This is a genomic window from Micromonospora sp. LZ34 (assembly GCF_052981855.1).
The window spans coordinates 22,455-41,202 of the sequence record NZ_JBRIQN010000028.1 but is presented as its reverse complement, the minus strand read 5'-3'; the positions used below and the strand labels follow the sequence as shown (position 1 = coordinate 41,202).

General features: G+C 70.7%; 9 protein-coding genes and 1 pseudogene. 2 read left to right on the top strand and 8 right to left on the bottom strand.

Annotation, left to right across the window (positions count from 1 at the left end; genetic code table 11):
* Positions 1 to 4: 4 nt before the first annotated feature.
* On the top strand, positions 5 to 355 hold the full coding sequence (locus tag ACVCAH_RS25390) for a VOC family protein (protein ID WP_447138712.1): 351 nt from the start codon (positions 5 to 7) through the stop codon (positions 353 to 355).
* Positions 356 to 568: 213 nt separating this feature from the next.
* Here ACVCAH_RS25390 and ACVCAH_RS25385 read toward each other — a convergent pair whose 3' ends face one another.
* From ACVCAH_RS25385 to ACVCAH_RS25355, 7 genes are all read right to left on the bottom strand, one after another.
* Positions 569 to 4,825, bottom strand: a complete 4,257-nt coding sequence (locus ACVCAH_RS25385) for a papain-like cysteine protease family protein (protein WP_447138711.1) — start codon at positions 4,823 to 4,825, stop codon at positions 569 to 571.
* 9 nt (positions 4,826 to 4,834) lie between these two features.
* Positions 4,835 to 5,116, bottom strand: a complete 282-nt coding sequence (locus ACVCAH_RS25380; protein ID WP_447138710.1) for a hypothetical protein — start codon at positions 5,114 to 5,116, stop codon at positions 4,835 to 4,837.
* 9 nt (positions 5,117 to 5,125) lie between these two features.
* On the bottom strand, positions 5,126 to 10,225 hold the full coding sequence (locus ACVCAH_RS25375; RefSeq protein WP_447138709.1) for a poly(ethylene terephthalate) hydrolase family protein: 5,100 nt from the start codon (positions 10,223 to 10,225) through the stop codon (positions 5,126 to 5,128).
* Between the two features lie 312 nt (positions 10,226 to 10,537).
* Complete coding sequence (locus ACVCAH_RS25370; protein ID WP_447138708.1) at positions 10,538 to 12,862, bottom strand: beta-xylosidase/alpha-l-arabinosidase; 2,325 nt, start codon at positions 12,860 to 12,862, stop codon at positions 10,538 to 10,540.
* 36 nt (positions 12,863 to 12,898) lie between these two features.
* Complete coding sequence (locus ACVCAH_RS25365; RefSeq protein WP_447138770.1) at positions 12,899 to 13,759, bottom strand: carbohydrate ABC transporter permease; 861 nt, start codon at positions 13,757 to 13,759, stop codon at positions 12,899 to 12,901.
* Complete coding sequence (locus ACVCAH_RS25360) at positions 13,756 to 14,754, bottom strand: carbohydrate ABC transporter permease (protein WP_447138707.1); 999 nt, start codon at positions 14,752 to 14,754, stop codon at positions 13,756 to 13,758. The genes ACVCAH_RS25365 and ACVCAH_RS25360 overlap by 4 nt, the downstream gene beginning before the upstream one ends.
* Positions 14,751 to 16,058, bottom strand: a complete 1,308-nt coding sequence (locus tag ACVCAH_RS25355) for an ABC transporter substrate-binding protein (RefSeq protein WP_447138706.1) — start codon at positions 16,056 to 16,058, stop codon at positions 14,751 to 14,753. Before ACVCAH_RS25355 ends, ACVCAH_RS25360 begins: the two co-directional genes overlap by 4 nt.
* Before the next feature lie 167 nt (positions 16,059 to 16,225).
* Here ACVCAH_RS25355 and ACVCAH_RS25350 point away from each other — a divergent pair, with 167 nt between their 5' ends.
* A complete protein-coding gene (locus tag ACVCAH_RS25350; protein WP_447138769.1) occupies positions 16,226 to 17,260 on the top strand; it encodes a LacI family DNA-binding transcriptional regulator in 1,035 nt (344 codons plus the stop codon).
* Positions 17,261 to 17,346: 86 nt separating this feature from the next.
* On the opposite strand, the pseudogene ACVCAH_RS25345 reads toward ACVCAH_RS25350, so the two are convergent.
* Positions 17,347 to 18,540, bottom strand: a pseudogene (locus ACVCAH_RS25345) (endo-1,4-beta-xylanase).
* Positions 18,541 to 18,748 lie beyond the last annotated feature (208 nt).

The window sequence follows — 18,748 nt, the reverse complement described above, 5'->3', positions numbered from 1 at the left end:
CCGTATGGCAGTTAGCAGGATCGTTCCGGACCTCAAGAGCATGTCGCTGGAGGCGGCCAAGGCCTTCTACACGCAGGTCCTCGGGCTGCAGGTGGTCATGGACCACGGCTGGATCGTGACGCTGGCGGACCCTCGGCGTCCCCACGTGCAGTTGAGTCTCATGACCCATGACGCGACGGCTCCCGTCGTCCCGGTTGCCTCGATCCAGGTCGACGACGTGGAGGCGAGCTACCAGGCCGCCCGGGCCGCAGGAGCCGAGATCGTGCACGAGTTGACCGAAGAACCGTGGGGTGTGCGACGATTTTTCGTCAGGGATCCCGACGGCCACGTGATCAATGTCCTCGCGCACGACTGAGCCGAGGGAGTGTTGGCCCGGATCGGGGTCGCGCCGTGACGGCCGTCGTGCAGTTGGCCCGCGCCCTCGGGCCGTAGACCGGTTACGACGAGGCGGCGCGGATGTACCGGGAGGCGCTGCGGGACCACCCCGACGACGATCCCGCTGCGGCTCCCGGGACCGCACCCGCCGATATCCGGCCTCCCCCACCCGTACCCGCCGCCCACGTATCCGTCAGAAGTGGAACACGCCGACGAGCAGGGCCACCGGGTCGGCGCCGGTGTGCAGCTGGTCGAAGACCCGGAAGGCCATGGTCACCGCCGTACCGCTGGCCGGGTCGACCACCGACACGGTGCTCCCGTCCGGGGTGCCGTCGCCGCGGACACCGGTGAGGATCCGCACGTGCGAGATCTGGTTGTTCTCGATCCCGTCGTCGCCGACGTCGAGCACCGGGCCGACCGTCTCGATCAGCCGGGCGAGACCCTCCGGCGTGTAGCTCACCGGGCCGTCCTCGGTCAGCCCCACGGCGGTGAGGAAGGCCCGCAGTTCGGCGACGGTGACCGCCTGGTTCAGGTCGTACTTGCTGCGCCACGAGCCGCCGAGACCGTCGAGGACCTGTTCGACGATGGCTGACTGGCCGATCTTCCAGTTCGACATCATCGTGCCGCCGGCGGCCCAGCAGACCAGCGACGACTTCTGCTTGATCGGTACGACCGGCGGGTCGACCGCGACGTCGAGTGCCGGCCGCCCGGCGGCAGCGCCGGTCTTGACCGACACCGTCCCCTCGGGCCGGGTGACGCGCAGCGAGCCCTGATCGGAGGTGGCCACCCGGTCGATCGCGCGTTGCACGGCTGGGGAGCGGGTCGCGCTCGGGGTCGCCGGCCGTACCTCGCCGATCGCTCCCCGCAGGGTGCTCTGGGTCAACGTGCGCGCCTCGTCGTCGGAGACGAGCCCCTTGTCGCGCGCGTCCTTGATGTGCGCGAGGGTGCGGTCGAGTTCCTTGTTCAGGAACCGCTGCTGGGCGAGGGCGCCCGCCTTGGTGGCGAAGCCCTGCGCCGCGGTCATCGACGTCTTGAGCGCCTCGGCGGCGTTCTGCTGGTTGACGGCCAGCCCGGTGAGGTCCTTGAAGATGGTCGCGCTGCCGAGTGCGGTCATCGCCGCCGTCAGACCGGTCGGGTCGGGTGTGGTCGGCACCTGCTGCAGGCCGACGACGGGCGTCGGCAACGCGTCGGGCGTCAGGTTGGGCGGGGTGGTCCGCCGGCTGGCCGTGCTGAGGGGGTCGATGCCGGGTGGCCGGTCCGGGATCGGGGCCTCCTCCCACCGCCAGAACTTCGTGTCGTCGATGACCTCGCAGCTGTTGCACTTGCTGAGCACGGCCTCGGCGAAGACGCCGGAGGTCGGCAGGCTGATCCGCATCGGCGGCGCCGGGTCGGCGGCGTAGAGGTGGCGCAGGTCCGCCGGGGTCGACCGGCCGAACTCGTACGTCGCGTCGAGCTTCAGACCCGGCGCGACCGGCATCACCAGGCTGTTGCCGACGACACCGACGACCCGGTTCTCCACCACGGAGGCGACGCTGCGCCCGCCGGCGTCCGGCGCGACGAACCCGTCCAGCAGCAGGTAGCGGCGGTTCGGATCCATCATGAGCCAGATCGCCCGGTGGTAGTGCTCGACATGTTCGTCGAGGTGGTCGAGGAGCCGCTCGGCCAGGCGGCGGTCCCGGTCGCGCGGGTTCCGCTTCTCGACGGTGTCCAGCGGCACCGCGATCTCGACGTCGTCGCCGAGGCTCAGGTCGTTGAGGATCCGCCGGTTGAGGAACAGGTGGTGGCTCAGGTGGGCGGTGCGGTAGCGCAGCGACCCCGAGTCGACCACCAGCCGGGCACCCGGCGGCAGGTTGCTGATCGCCAGGGAAAGCCGGACCCGGTCGATCTGGGCGCGCAGCACGGTCGGTAGCGGGATGCCGGCCTGCAATCCGATCAGCATGGGTCGGTCCTGCCCGAACAGTCCGACCATCGCCGGGTCGACCGCCACCGTCCGGGTGGCGGACCCGTCCTCGATCAGCGACATGGTCATCGTCTCGAGCAACCGTTGGGCCACCCCGGGTGCGATCCGGCTGTCCCAGATGGCGTCGCGGGACGCCGGCAGGGCGACTCCCAGATACCGCTCCCAGATGTTGGCCGGCTGGTCCCAGAGCAGGTCGGCGTATCCGTCCCAGTTCGCCTCGACGAACTCGCCGGACTCGCCGTCCGCCGGCCGCGGCAGGGTGGCCCGCACCATCAGCTCGCCGTCGAGGTCGACCAGCGCCTCGTCAGCGTACCGGGCGGGCGGCACGTCCGCGCCGGCCCAGTTGGCGCGGACCCGCGCAAGCGCGTCGAAGGCGGCCCGCAGGTCGCGGCGGCGCAGCCCGCGCTCCAGCGGTTCCCGCCAGCGCAGCGCCTTGTCGGCGGTGAACGGCGATACGGCGAACGGGATGAACAGGCACTCCTGCACCGCGGCGAGTTCCTGGCTGACCTGCAGGTGGCGCAGCACCTCAAAGTATTCGACGGTCAGCGCGTGGCAGTGGTTGTAGTTCGCCACCACCTCGGTCTGCGCGCGCACCGACTCACCCTGGCGGGCGGTCTGCACGACGGTGGACCGCTGGCTGCGTACCGCGCTGGCGGACTGCAGGGTGCGGTCGCGGACCTGGTTGAGCGCGATGCCGGTGAGCGCGCGGGCGGATGTCTGGTTGGCCGTCGAGCCGGCCGACGAGACTCCGCCCGCGGCGCCGAAGACCAACGGCCCGACGAACCCGGCGATACCGGCCGCCACGGACGAGACGTCGGCCGAGGAGCGTCCGCGCATCGACTCGGTGAGGGTGGACCGGATGACGTCGCTGATGTCGCTGTCGTGGCTCAGGTCGGCGACGAGTTCCTCCGCCACGGTCCGCTCGGCCCGCCGGCTGGTGACCTCCGACCGGTTCCAGTCGAGCACGGAGACGAGCTTCTGCTGCCCGGGCGCGAGCGGCAGCGAGTAGAGCAGGTCGCCGAGGGAGTAGCCGTCGGCCCGCCACACCTGTTTGATCGTCAACAGGTGGCCGTGCGCGATGGTGGCCGCCTGGTAGCCGTACGGGATCTGGTCCCACTGGAGCTGGCGGTTCGGGTCGAGGGTGAATCGGCCCGGTTCCGGCTGCGCGAGCAGCCCGACGGCGACGCGGAAGCGGCGTACGACGCTGGTCTGTTCGGCGGTCACCAGCCGCAGCGGCGTGACGTCATCCGGCTCCCGGGCCAGGTCCGCGAGCACGCTGGCATCCAGCCGCAGCGGGTCACCCGCCAACGCCCGCTGTTCGAGGACCCGGCTGGCCAGGGTGTCGGGGGCCGTCGACGCCCACCGGCCGTCGAGCTCGATGCCGGGCACGAAGCGCTGCGCCGCGGTGAGCGCGCGCGGCACGACCTCGGGTTGCCGGGCGGCGGAGCGGGCTTCCGGCGCGCCGGAGGCGAGGCCGGCCGCGGCGCGGGTGGCTGCGGCGCCGAGGGCGAACGGGCCGGTGCGCGGCAGGTTCGCGACGGGGTCGGCGGCCGGGGCCGGCGCGACCGGCGGCACCGGGTCCAGCACGACCGGGCGTACGCGGGCCAGCCGCACCAGTTGGTCGACCAGCGCGCCGGGGATGGTCGGCCGGCTGCTCGGGGTGACGCCCTTGAGCTGCGGTTGGGTCGTGCGTACGACGGCCTGGTACGTCACCTCGTCGAGGGTGCGGTTGGGCACGGTGAAGTCGACGCAGCGGGCCCCGTCACTCGCGTACGCCTCGACGTTGCCGACGACATCCACCTGGTCCGGGGAGCGGGGCGGGGAGCTCGGATCCGGGCAGTCGCAGTCGTCGGGTTTCGGCGGCGGGGCCGGCAGCGCCGGCGCCTGCAGCACGATCCGCCGGGGCAGCAGCCCGTCCTCCAACGGGATCGGGATGGGCGCGCTGCCGGACAGCACCGCGTACGCCTCGGCGAACCCGCGGCTCGGCCAGGGCCCGGAGAAGTAGCCGCCCACCGCCGTCCGGGTCACCGACACCGGGGCGGCCGCCGGTTCCGCGTCGCCACGCGCCCAGATCACCAGCAGCAGGTCGCTGGGCACACCCCGCCCGCGCGGATCGATCGCCAGGCCGGTGTACTTCAGCTGCTGGCCGAGGGTGAGGTCCTCGCTCGGTGGCACCTCGGTGGCCGGCCGCGCCACGACGGTGATCTGGACCGGTTCGGCCGGGAGGTCGGCGGAGACGACCCGGTCCCCCGCCGGCAGCCCGTCAGGGGCGAAGGCCGTCAGGGTCACCGGCCCGCGCCGGTCGGCGGGATCGGGCAGGTCGAGCGCGAAGGCGCCGTCGCGCTCGACGACCGCACCGCGGCGTCCGGCCACGAAGACGGCCTCGGCGGCGTCGACGGTGAGCCGCTCCTCGAACCGGGCGCTGACCGCGTAGCCGGTGAAGTCGCGCACGCCCGTCGCGTCGAGCGTGCCGCGCAGCAGCGTTGCCATCTCGTCCTCCTACGCGTCCGGGGTGCTGAACGTGACGCCGGTGGAGACGAGGGGCAGGCCGGCGTATCCGATCTTCAGCTCGTCGCCGTCGGTCGGCGCGGTGGTCAGGAAGCCGAGCACGACACCCTCCTCCAGGGTCGGCATCAGGCCCTGCACTTCCTGGGGCCCCAGCTCCGCGACCATCGGGGTGCCGCCGAAGACGAGGCCGCTGCCGTGGATGACGACCCGCATCACCCAGTCCGTGGGCAGCGGCGTGGTGATGGTTTCGAAGTCAGCGCTCTCAACCTGCATGGCGAGCTCCTAGTGCCGGACGAGCTGGATGGAGTCGAAGAACAGGTGCCGGAGCATGCCGGGCGCGGCCATCAGGCCGACCTCCGCGATCTGATCCTTTTTGATGCCGGTGAGCGCGGCCACCGGGAGCGTCATGGTTTCCAAGCGCAGGACGGTGGAGCTTCCCACTGTCCAGTGCCAGACGGGTCGGCGGGGAACGAGCGGTCCGCTGAGGGTCGACGCGGCGATCGTCATGCTCGCCCTGTCCCGGTCGGTGATGACCACACTGAAGTCCGGCAGTTGTCCGGCGTCGATGGTGTCCTGGCTAGTGAAGTCGTAGTCCGCGCACACCCGGAACGTCAACGCGTTGTAGTTCGTCCAGTCCGACTCCGACCCCGGTGGCAGCGCGATGGAGTACGCCACGCCGGACGTCACCGGTGGCTCCAGAACCAGGACCGTGGTCACGTGGTTCGTCTCCTTGTCCAGCAACCGGGTGCCGATCACGACGTCCGGGAACGGGTAGATGAAGCCACCGGTGAGGGTGCGGGGCTTGCCTGGGTCCTCCATGTCGTCGAGGACCTGGATCTGTTCGCCGAACGACCACTGCAACGACACCCCCGCGCCGAGGGTGTTGGTCGCGGTGCCGTTGAAGAGCCCCTTCGGCTTCGCGTCGCCGAGCAGCCGCCATCGGAACAGCCCGCCGATGTACTCGTCGGCGAGCTTCTCGTGATCCGTGTCGGAGAGGAGACTCGCGTTCGGGAGCAGCGCCTTGTCATCGCCAGCTTTGAACCACTCCGAGTTGAACCGGTTGTGGTTGCAGTGGTCCATGAAGACCATCGCCCTGTTGCAGGTGGCGCGATCGTAGTGGCGGAAGCCGGTCCCGATGACCTCCCTGGCACCTCTCCCGCCAGCCACGTCGCCGTCGAGTGCGCCGTAGACGACCGCGAAGAACGGGGTGTCGCTCGTGGTGAGCGTCACCGCCTCGGGGTGTCCGAACGCGTGGTCGGTCGGGGCGAGTGCGCACACCGCCTGGATGCCGTACCTGGTGGATGCCGTGCGTACGCTGTTCTTCCGAGCGGCCCGGATCACCGCGTCACCGCCCCGCGAGTGCCCCATCAGCGCGACCCGGTCGAAATCCAACCGCCGGTGCAGTTGCGACGACGGGTCCGCGTCCAGGTTCCGCAACGCGTCCAGCGCGCCGAGCACCATCTGCGCCCGCATTTCGATCTTCGCGTCGAAGAGGTTGGCGGCGTTGGTGTCGACCGAGACCGAGACGATCCCGTGTCGGGCCAACTCGTCCTGCACGCTCTGGTAACCGTTCAGGCTCGGAATGAGCGTGCCGGGGACCGTGTACTGCCCGTGCACGATGACCGCCACCGGCAACCGCCCGGTCCCCGCGACCCGCCGAGGCGTGGACGGGTCGGCCGGGTACACGATCCGCAGCCGCCGCTCGACGGTGTACCTCGCCTCGTCGAGCGGGTCCTGCTTGACCACCCCGAGGGCTTCGGCATCGGCAAGACGAGTACCGAGGAGGGCCTCCAGGAGGTCGTAGGTGTCGAGCACGTAGGGGGTCATGCTCGTGCGCGACGGCTCCACGATCACCGCCTGCCGGATCTGCTCGCGCAGCTCGAGGGGCGGCGACGGCGTGAACCCGCCGCCGACCACACCTCGGTCGTCCGCGAAGCTCACCTCCACCGTCTCGCTGGGGCTGGTCACCTTGATGTCGGCCTTCGCGCCCTGCGCCGCCTTGTCGATCACGCCGTCGACAACCGGGTCCGTGGTCGGGTTCTGCGCGCCCGGCCGCGGCTCCCCGACCAGCCCGCGCAGCGCGGACGTGGCCAGATCCTGCGCCTCGCTCTGGCTGAGCAGGCCGTCGCCCCGCGCCTGGTTGATGCGGTCCAGCATCCGCTCCGCGTTGCGACCGAGCTCCTGCTGGCTGGCGAGCTTCGCCGCCTCGTCACCGAGCGCCGCGGCGGCCGACAGTGACGCCTCGAACGCGGCCGCCGCGTTGCGCTGGGTGCCCTCCAGCCCGGTGACGTCCTGGAACAGTCCCGGCTTCGACAGCAGCTCGAAGGCGGCCCGGAGGCCAACCGGATCGGGCACCGCGGGAGCGTTCTGGATCTGCACCAGTGGCGCCGGCAGCGGGGTCGGGGTGAGGTCCGGCTCTTCGCCGGCCCGGCTCTCGGTGGAGACGGGGGAAATCTCCGGCAGCTCGAGCTGACCGTCGGTGCTCCACCGCCAGTAGCGGGTGTCATCGACGCTCTCGCAGGCGTTGCACGAACCGGCGACGGCTTCGGCGAAGACGCCACGGGTCGGCACGCTGACCCGCAGTGGCGGCGCGGGCGGGGCGGCGTAGGCGTTGACCAGCGGCACGGGGGCCACGTCGCCGCCGGCCTCGGTGAGGGTGGGGTCGAGCCGCAGCCCGGGCGCCACCGGCAGCACCAGACTGTTCCCGACGATGCCGATGACCTGGTTGCTGCACAGGCTGGCCACGCTGCGGCCATCCAACCCCGGCACCTCGACCGCGTCGAGCAGCATGTACCGGCGCTGCGCGTCCAGGCTCATCCAGATCGCCTGGTGGTAGAACTCGAGGTGGTCGTTGAGGTGGGCGACCAGCAGGTCGGCCAGCTTCACGTCCTCCTGCCGAGGGTTACGCAGCTCGCTCTGGGACAGCGGCGCGGCGACCACGACCGCGTCGCCGAGCTTGATGTCGTCGATGATCCGGGCGTCGTCGAAGAGCACGGCCGACAGGTGCGGCGCCCGGTAGCGCAACCGGCCGGAGTGCACGATCACCTGAGCGTCGGGCGGCAGCGGCGGGCCGTCGTACCAGATCTTGACGTGCGCGATGTCGTCGCGCGGGACGCTCGGGACCGCGCCGGCCTGGTTGACGGTGACGTAGAGCGGCACGCTCTCGGCGTAGCGCGACACCAGGGTGGCGTCGACCGGCACCTCGGACTCGCCGCCGTCCGGCCCGACGAACGCCAGGCGCAGCCGCTGCACCAGACGCTCGGCGATGCCGGGCGCGATCTCGGTACGGAAGATCCGGTCCCGCTCGCGCGCGGTCCGCTCGTTCAGCTTGGCGGTGAACAGCTCCAGGGTGTCGACGTTCAGGAACGGCGCCAGCGGCTGCCACATGTCGACCTGGTATCTGCCGTCGGCGGCGTCGCGGGGACGGGGCAGCAGGAAACTGATCCGCAGCTCGCCCTCGATCGACTCGGGTGCCTCCTCGCTGTAGCGGGCCACCGGAAAGTCCCAGCCCACCCAGTTGTCGGCGATCCGCTCGATGGCGTCGAAGCCGCCACGCAGCTCGCTCCTACGGAGGAAGCGTCCCAGCACCTCGCGCCAACGCAGCGCCTTCGCCCGGTCGAACGGTGCCAGCGGCAGGGGCACGAACAGGCACTCCCGCACGTCCGCCAGCTCATGGGTGACCAGGAAGTGCCGCAACACCTCGAAGTACTCGACCGTCATCGCGTGGCACCGGTTGTAGTTGGCCACCACCTCGGTCTCGGCCCGCAGCGTCTCGCCCTGGCTGACGCTCTGCACCACCGACGAGCGCTGGCTGCGCAGCGCCGAACTGCGCTGGGACACCCGGTCACGCAACTGCTGCATCGAGTCGGCGGCGAACGTCCGCGCGGCGTCCTGCCAGGACAGGGAACTGGACCCGCTGGTGCCGCCGGCGACGCCGCCGAAGATGCCGAAACCACTGCCGATGAAACCCGCGCCGATCCCGCCGGCGACCCCCCAGGTGGTGTTGCGCGAGCCGGCCGCGACCTCCTCGTGCAGGTCGGTGCCGACCATCTCCAGCACGGCCCGGTCGCGGCTGAGCAGCGCGTCGAGGTGCTCCTCGTACTCCAGCCGCTCCTCCCGGGCCGACGACGTGCGCCGGTCCCAGTCGACCACCGCGACCTGGCGGCGCTGTCCGGGCGCGAGCGGCAGCGAGTAGAGCAGGTCGCCGAGGGAGTACCCGTCTGCGCGCCAGACCTCGCGGATCTGCAGCAGGTGGCCGTACGCGATGTCCACCGCGGGGTGGATCCTGGGCGTGTAGTCCCAGTCGATGGCGTGCTCCGCGTCGAGGACCGTCCGGCCGGACGCCGTCTGCAATCCGGCGTCGATCATGTCCGTGGTCGCGGTCACCTCCGACAGCCACGCCGCGCGCGTGATCGCGGCGACGCTCGGCGGCCGGTCGGTGCGGACCAGCGAACGCGCCGCGTGCACGTCGAGGGTGAGGTTCGTGGTCTGCAGGGCCACCGACGTCGGCCGGGTCAGCCCGAGGGCCTGCGACGCGATCGACACGCCGAGCAGGTCGGCGAGCAGGTCCGACGGAACGGCCCGGCGGGGGTTCAGGGTCAGCCCGGCGACGCGCGGCTCCGAGGTCCGTACGACCTGGAAGTAGGCGAACTCCTCGATGACCCGGTTCGGCATCGTGAGATCGACACAGCCACCACCCAGGTCCTGTGAGAACGCCTCCGGGCTGCCGGTCAGGTCAGCCTGGTCCGGCATCCGCGGCGGCGTCGCGGAGCAGCCGCAGTCGTCGTCCGGCATCTCGTCGTCGTCAAGGCCGACGACCAGCAGGATCGCCTGCGGCAGCCGGCCGTCGGCGGCCAGTGGCACAGGCTGCCGCGCTCCCCCGGCAACGCTGCCGGAGGCCGAGGCCAGCACGTCGTCGACCCAGTCCGCGCCGAACCGACCGTCGGACCGGGTGGCGGTGATGACCAGGGGCCGGGCCGGTCGGCTGTCACCACCACTGTCGGGCTCGGCTGCGGGGTCGACGCCCCAGATCACCACCGGCAGGTCGGGCGGAACCCGCCGGCCCTCCTGGTCGACGACCTGGCCGGTGATCCGGGTGCGGGCACCCAGGTTCGGCTCGTCGCTGGGCACGACCTCGACCCGGTCGACAGTCTGGACCCGCAACCGCAGTGGTTTGGTCACCTGCTCCAGCGAGCGCCGCAGCCGGTGCACCTCGACGCCGGTCGCGGCCGCCACGGAAATCTCGACCGGGTCGACCGGGACGCCGTCCGGCGTGACCTCGATCCGGAACTCGCCGTCGGCGGGCAGCCGCGCCGAGCCGACGACGGGGAACCGGAGCACCTCGTCGCCGAGCGTCCGTTCGGCCCGGAGACTGACTTGCACGCGGTAGCCCGCTACCGACCCTCCGGTCGCCCGGGGCCGGACTGTGCCGTGCACGACGAGTATCTCGGCCATCGTGACCTCCGCGCAGCGTCGGTGGCGATCGCGTCAGGCCGACTCCGGTCGTGTCTCGCCATGCCGGGTATCTGCCGGCTACCGCCGACGCCATGCCGGGCAGACAAGGGATGAGCAGCACATTCGCGTCTCGCAAGGCTCATCGTCCGCCGCCCCGAAGGGTAGGTAAAGCCATCGGTCGAGTCAGATCACGGACCGACGCCCGCCGGCCGTCCCGCGTCGACGACCGGCGGACGGACCTCATCTGATCTCGGACGTCGTCCACCGTGCGGAGGCGTTGGTGACAGGCACGGTGTCACCAACCAACGTGGTCAGCGCCTGCGCGTCCCGCAGCGCGCTCGTACCGACCCAGACCTCGACGTCACCAGGCTCCACGACCCGGGTGAGCGCGCGGTCCGAGAAGGCCAGACGCGTCGTGGGCACCGTCAGCTCGACCGTGACCGACTGGCCGGGCTCCAGATGGACCCGCCGGTATCCGAGCAGCTGCGCCACCGGCCGGGTCACCGAGGCAACCAGGTCACAGCCGTAGAGCTGGACCACCTCGTCGCCGACGATCGCACCGGTGTTCGTCACGCGTACGGTCACGGGCAGCGCCCCGTCGGTCGGCACCGTGGCCGGCACGGCCAGGTCGGTGTACTCGAACGTCGTGTAGGACAGGCCGTGGCCGAACGGTGCCGCGGGCGTCGTCGGCAGGTTGGTCACCTCGCTGCCCTCGCCGAGCGCCGGGTGCAGGTACGAGTACGGCTGCGCCCCGGCCGACCGGGGCAGGCTGACCGGCAGCCTGCCGGACGGGTTGACCCGCCCGGAGAGCACGCCAGTGATCGCCCCGGCGCCCTCCTCACCGGGGAAGAACGCCTGGACCACCGCCGCGCAGCGCTCCAGCGCCCAGTCGACCGCGTACGGCCGGCCGGTGAGCAGCACGAGGACGACCGGTGTGCCGGTCGCCAGTACGGCCTCGACGAGTTCGCGCTGGACGCCCGGCAGCTCCAGGTCGTCCCGGTCGCAGCCCTCACCGACCGTGCCGCGCCCGAAGAGGCCGGCATGGTCGCCGACGACCAGTACGGCGACCTCCGCGGCGGCCGCCGTGGCGACGGCCTCGTCGAAACCGGACCGGTGGTCGTCGTCCACGTCGCAGCCACGCGCCCAGGTCACGAGATCGCCGCCGAACTCGACGCGCATCGCGTCGAGGACCGTCGGGACCTCGATACCGGTCTCCACTGCGGGATGCTGGACGAGCACGTGGTTGAGGAAGGAGTAACACCCGAAGAGCGCACCCTGCCGGTCGGCGTTCGGGCCGATGACCGCGACGCGCCGGCCCGCTGGCAGCGGAAGCGCGTCCCGGTTGGAGACCAGGATGATCGACTCCTCGGCGAGGCGGCGTGCGATCGCCCGGTGCTCGGGCGAGTCGAGCTCGACCGCCTGGGTCGGCTCGTCGGTGAACGTGGCGTCGAGCAGCCCGAGTTCCAGCTTCTGGCGCAGGACCCGCAGCACCGCCCGGTCGATGAGCGCCTCGTCGAGCTTGCCGGCCTTCACCGTCTCCCGCAGGGTGAGGTAGGCGTCGCCCGTCGGAAGCTCGACGTCGAGTCCGGCGGTCAGCGCCTGCACGGCCGCCTCCGCGTGGTCGCCTGCCACGTGGTGCAGCAGGTTCAGGAATGCCACCCCGTAGTAGTCGGCGACCACCGTGCCGTCGAAGCCCCACCTGTCCCGCAGCACGCCGGTGAGCAGTGTCGGATCGGCGGCGACAGGCACGCCGTCGATCTCGGCGTAGGAGTGCATGACGGAGCGTGCGTTGCCGTCGAGGATCGCCATCTCGAACGGGAGGAGCAACACGTCGGCGAGTTCCCGCGGGCCTGCGTGCACCGGGGCGAAGTTGCGCCCGGCGCGTGAGGCGGAGTAGCCGACGAAGTGCTTCAAAGTGGCGTGCACCCCCCGCGACTGCAGGCCACGCACGTACGACGTGCCGAGGGTGCCGACCAGGTAGGGGTCCTCGGAGATGCACTCGTCGACCCGGCCCCAGCGCGGGTCACGGATCACGTCGAGCACCGGGGCAAGACCCTGGTGGATGCCCAGGGCCCGCATCGACGCCCCGATCGCCTCAGCCATCTCGGTGACGAGGTCGGGATCGAAGGCGGCTCCCCACGCCAGCGGAGTGGGGAAGGTGGCCGCCTTCCACGCCGAGAGGCCGGTGAGGCACTCCTCGTGGACGATCGCCGGTATGCCGAGCCGGGTGCCGGTCACCAGGTCCGACTGGAACTTCCACAGCCAGGACGCGCGTGCGGCGGCGTCGACCGGGCGGGTGCCGTAGGGCCGGGTGAGGTGGCCGAGCCCGTGCCGGGAGAAGTCCTCGAGCTTGGCGCTGTCGCCGAACTCGCCCTGCAGGGGCGCGACGGCCTCGCCGTCCTCCTTCTCCCAGAAGCCGACGAGCTGCGCGACCTTCTCCTCGATCGTCATCCGGCCGAGCAGTTCCCGGACGCGCGCCTCACCGTCCTGCCCGTCCCGGCGGTCGTGGTCCGGAACTGCCTGGACCGGAGCCGACGTGCCCACCGCATCGCGGACCTCAGTCATACCGTGCTTCCCCTTTTTTGCTCATGCCGCTGCTGCTCATCCCTTGACCGCACCCTGCAGGCCACCGACGATCTGCTTTTCGGCGAACGTGAAGAAAAGAAGTGCCGGCAACATCGCCAGCGAGGTGAAGGCGAGGATTCCCGCGGTGTCCGAGGTGTACTGGCTCGAGAAGTTCTGCACGCCCAGCGGCAGGGTGTGCAGCCCGGCGTCGCCGAGCACGAGCAGCGGCAGGAGGAATGCGTTCCAACTCGCCACGAACGCGAGGACGCCGACGGTGACGAGCGCGGGTCGCGACAGCGGCAGCATGATGCGCCAGAGGAACCCGAGCCGGCCGGCACCGTCGATCGCGGCGGCGTCCTCAAGCTCGCGGGGTACCGCGGAGAGGAACGGACGCAGGATCACGATCGTGAGTGGCAGCTGGAAGGCGACCTGCGGGAGGATCACCGCGTAGTAGGAGTTGATCAGGTTCAGGTCGCGCAGCATCAGGTAGAGCGGCAGGATCGCCGCCCCGGCCGGGAAGAGCAGGCCGAGGGTGAAGAAGGTGTAGAGCCCCTCACGCCCGCGGAAGGTGTATCGGGCGAGCACGAATGCGGCGCAGACGCCGAGCACCACCACGCCGAGCGTCGTACCCAGGGCGATCACGGCGCTGTTGAACGCCTGCTGCCAGAAGTCGCTCTGCGTCAGCACCCGGGCGTAGTTGTCGAAGACCCACGGGTCGGGCAGGCCGGCCGGGTCCGCGATGATCTGCGGGGTGGTGCGGAAGCCTCCGACGATCACGTAGACCACGGGGGTGATCGACACGGCCGCGACCGCGAGCGCCAGCACGTAGGTGAGCGGGGTGCTCCACGCCACCGGGCGGCCGGACGGCGACGGAACGGGATTGACGGCCACGGTCAGTTCACCCTTCCGGTGATGGCGCCCTCGATGTCCCGGCGGAGGAGGAAGCGCTGGAACAGCAGTGCCGCGACGAACGAGATGACGAACAGGATCACGGCCACCGCGTTGCCGTAGCCCCACAGCCGGGCGAAGAAGCCGTTGTCCACCATGTACGTCGCCATGGTGGCCGAGGCGCCGAGCGACCGCACCGCGGGCACCGAGGTCACCCAGATCACGTCGAAGACCTGCAGCGACCCGATCATCGACAGGAACATCCAGATCCGGATCGTCGGGCCCAGCAGCGGGAGCGTGACGTGGCGCTGGGTCTGCCACCAGCTCGCGCCGTCGATCGCGGCGGCCTCGGTCAACTCGGGCGGAACGTTCGACAGGCCGGCGAGCAGCAGGATGATGGCGAACCCGACGTACTTCCAGGTGAGGACGAACAGCAGCGTCCAGATGACGACGTCGAGGTCGGCGAGCCACGCCTGCACCAGGCCGCCCAGCCCCAGCGACCGCAGCAGCGCGTCGACCGAACCGCCGCCGGTCAGCAGCAGCTTCCACATGATGCCGACGGTGACCTCGGCGAGCACGTAGGGCACGAACACCAGCAGCCGGAACACGGTGCGCCCGCGGAAGCGGCGGTTGAGCAGCAGGGCCACGCCCAGGGCGATCGGGCCCTGGAGCACGAGTGACCCGACCACGATGATGGCGTTGTTGCGCAGCGCGTCGAGGAAGATCGGGTCCTGGAAGGCGAGCACGTAGTTGTCGAGGCCGACGTAATCGGTGGGCGGCCCGACCCCGCGCCAGCGGAAGAGGCTGTAGTAGACCGCGAAGCCCATCGGCACGAGCACGAACATCACGTACACGACAATCGCGGGCGTCGTGAGCCCGATGATCTCGTACCACTTGCGTCTGGTCTCGGCCGCGCGGGAGGACGGGCGCCGCGCGGCCGGGGGGCCCGCCGGCGGCGCGAACGCACCGCCGGCGGGGTTGAGGGTCGGGTTGGTGGAGGTCACTTCTTCGCGGCCGCCTTCATCGCCGAGACGACCTGCTCAGGGCTGCCGTTGCCGGCGAAGATGGCGACGATCGCGTCGTTCATCGCGTTGCCGACGGTGCTGCCGAAGGCCGTGTCCAGCCAGAGCTGCACGTAGGTCGCGCCGGACGTGGCCTCCAGGATGGACTTCAGCGAGGGGTCCGCGATGCCGGCCTCCGCGCCCTTGGCGACGGGCAGGCCGGTGCCGGTCTCGGCGTAGCCCTTCTGCACCTCGGGGCTCACGATGTACTTGAGGAACTCGACGCACTCGGCCGGGGCGTTCTTGGCGCAGGAGAACCCGTCGCCGCCGCCGAGGGCCGCCTTCGGGTCACCCGCGGAACCGGAGATCGCCGGTACCGGGAACCAGCCGAGGAACTTCTTGACCGCCGCCGGGTCCTCGGCGGCCGTGTCCAGGGTGCCCCGGTTCCAGTCCCCCATCAGCTCCATCGCGGCCTTGCCGTTGGCGAGCAGGCCGTTCGCGCTGGTCGGGTCGTTCTGCCCCGGGGTGGCGATGAAGTTGGGCTGGAACGGCTTGGTGTCGATGAAGGCCTTCAGGTCCTGGCCGGCCTTGACGAAGCACGGGTCGTCGAAGACCAGGTCGACGGACGCCTTCTTCAGCGTGTCGACCGAGCAGGCGCGCAGCGCGAAGTTGTACCACCAGTGCGCGGCGGGCCACTTGTCACCGGCACCCAGGGCGATCGGGATGACGTTGATGGCCTTGAGCTTCGCGACCGCGTCGTTGAGCTCCTCGAACGTGGTCGGCGGTGTGGTGATGCCCGCCTTGGCGAACAGGTCCTTGTTGTACCAGATGCCCTCGATGCCCATCCGGAACGGCAGGCCGTACTGCTTGCCGTTGACCTGCCAGATCTCGGTCGCGCTGCCGATGTTGGCGACCTCCGTCTTGACCTGGTCGGTGATGTCCTTCAGGTAGTCGGCCTCCACCTGCTCGCGCATCTCACCGCCGCCCCACGCCGCGAAGATGTCCGGCGGGTCACTGGTGAGGAGCGCGGCGGGGAGCCGGGTGCGCTGGAGCTGATTGGTCTCGATCGCCTCGATCTGGATCGTGACGGTCGGATGGAGCGCGGAGAAGTCCTTGGCGACCTTCTCCCAGTAGGTCTTGCCGGGCCCGTCCTGGGAGGCGTTGTGCCACCAGGTCAGGGTCACCGGGTTCTTGTAGAGCTCGCTCTCGGCGGGCGCTTCGTCCTCGCCGCCATTACAGGCGGTTACAAGAAGTGCGCTGGTCAGGAACAGCGCTAGGACGGCGCCCGCACGGCGCTTCATCGCCATCGGTGTCTCCTCGACTGGTCAGTCGCGATACTCGGCTGCTTGGTGGCCGAGTTTTACAGCCGTGTAACTCAGTGTCAATCGTTATCGATAACGTTTTCGAATCTCCGGTGACGGGCTCCAGGGGGCCCTCTATCATCGTCGGCGTGGCGTTTGCGCAGCGTGTCAAGATGTCGGACGTGGCCCGTACGGCCGGCGTCTCGGTGGCGACCGTGTCCAAGGTCGTGAACGGCCGGTACGGCGTGGCAGAAGCGACCGTGGAACGCGTCCAGCAGGTGATCCGCCAGCTCGGGTACGAAGCCAGCCTGGGGGCACAGAGCCTGCGCAGTCACCGCACGAACGTGCTGGGCATCCTGGTCGCCGAGTTCGAGCCGTTCTCGACCGAGCTGCTCAAGGGGGCGTCCAGGGAGGTCGCCGGCACCGGCTACCAGCTGCTGGCCTACTCCGGCGGCGACGGCGACGGCGCGGCCATCGGCTGGGAGCGCCGGTCGCTGGCCCGCCTGTCCGGCACCCTCATCGACGGGGCCGTGATCGTCACGCCGACCGTGGTCGAGACCAAGCAGGGCTTCCACGTCGTGGCCGTCGACCCCCACACGGGCCCGTCCGGCCTGCCGACCGTCGACTCCGACAACTTCGCCGGCGCCGTGCTCGCCACCGAATACCTGCTGTCGCTCGGCCACCGCCGTATCGGGCACATCAGCGGACGCCCCGACCTCGAGTCGGCCCGCCTGCGCGAGGCGGGCTTCCGCAAGGCCATGGCCGATGCCGGCGTGGCGGTGGACGAGCGGCTCGTGCGCGTCGGCGGCTTCCGGACCGAGAGCGCCGCCGGCACGGCCGCGGAGCTGCTCGCACTCCCCGACCGGCCGACCGCGATCTTCGCCGGCAACGACCTCTCCGCCATCTCCACCATGGACGTCGCCCGGCGCATGGGCCTCACGGTGCCCGACGACCTGTCCGTCATCGGCTTCGACAACGTCCCGGAGTCGGCGCTGGTCGACCCGCCGCTGACGACCATCATGCAACCGCTGCAGCGCATGGGCGCCGAGGCACTGCGCCTGCTCGTCGACCTGATCGCCGGCGTCGAGCGCGACACGCACATCCGGCTGCCCACCGAGCTGGTCGTCCGCGCCTCCTGCCGCCCCTTCGACCCTGCCGCGCAGCGCAGCCTGCCCGTGTCCCCCGACGCCGCGACGGCGGGTGGCTGAGGTCGTGGCGTAGCTCCGGGACGGCGGCGGGGCCGCACGACCTGCTGACGTACGAAGGCCCGTGCGGCCCCGCCTCCGCCACTGACTCACCGGCGCGGCTTGTGCGGGACGCGCGGCAGGACGTACGGCGGGCCGGCGTAGATCAGGTCGGCCTTCAACTCGTGGTACGCCCGCTTGGGCTGGTAGTTCTCGTCGTAGATGGTGGCCAGGCCCTCCGGCGGGTTGTTGAACCAACCGGGAACCCAGGAGTGCTTGTCGGTGAAGCCCCAGACGGTGAACGACAGGCAGTGCCGGTCGGCCAGGCAGGCGCGCAGCAGCACGCTGAAGTTCGCCGCGGACGCCTGCAGCCGTGGATTGATCTCGGCGGAGTCACCAGCCTGGACCCCCTCGGTCAGTTGGCTGCGCACGTCGACCTCGGTGAACGCGGTGGCCAGGCCCAGCCCGGAGAACTTCTTCAGCGCCGCCGCCACCTGGAGGGTGTCGTAGTTGCCGTACTGGGTGCCGAGGTGGCCCTGGCTGCCGACGCCGTCGATGGGCACGCCCTCGGCCCGCAGTCGCCGGGCCATGTCGTAGACGAACTGGGTCTTGTCGTTGGTCGGGTCACCTGAGCCGAACGCCTCGATGTTGTAGTCGTTGTAGAACAGCAGCGCCTTCGGATCGGCGGCGCGCGCCCAGCGGAAGGCGTCGGCGATGTAGCCGGGCCCGAGGTGCTGCGCCCAGAAGCCCTTGTAGTGCAGGGCCGGCGGGTTGTCCCACGGGTCGCTGACGGCCTCGTTGACGACGTCCCACTGCCAGATCTTGCCCTTGTAGCGGCTGACCACCGTCGTGATGTGCCTCTACAGCAGGCTCCGCAGCTCCTCCTTGCTGATCGAGCCGTCGGCGACGCCGCTGGTCAGCCAGCCCGGCAACTGGTTGTGCCAGACCAGCACGTGACCGCGTACGCGTTGGTGGTTCTGGCGGGCGAAGGTCACGAGTTCGTCGGCCGGCCCCCAGTTGTAGGTGCCCCGGGCGGGCTCCAGGCTCTCCCACTTCATGGCGTTCTCGGCGGTCACCGAGGAGAATTCCGACGCGGCGATCTGGCGGTACCGCGGGTCGGCGGGGTCGTTGAGGGCGGCCAAATCGACCGCGGTGCCGATGTGGAGGCCGTGCCGCAGACCGAGCGTACGCAGGCTCTGGTCGGCCGGGTCGAACGGACGGCTCGCCGTGGCGGGCAGGGCGTTGAGCGCCGCGACGGTCGCGACGGCGAGCGCGCCGGTGGCTATCCACCGTCTCAACTTCATGGGCGTTCCTTTCGGGCGGACCGTGGACCGGCGCCGAGGATCAGGGGCGGAGTTCGCGCTGGTGCCGGGCCTGGCGGTCGCAGGGTGGGTGGGGTGGGCACGGGCCGGTCCGATGGCCGCGACGCCGGAAGTTTCGGAACTTCACCGGAACTTGCTCGAAACGGTAGGAGTCGATGTGTGCGGTGTCAACCAGGAGTTCTGGAGGATC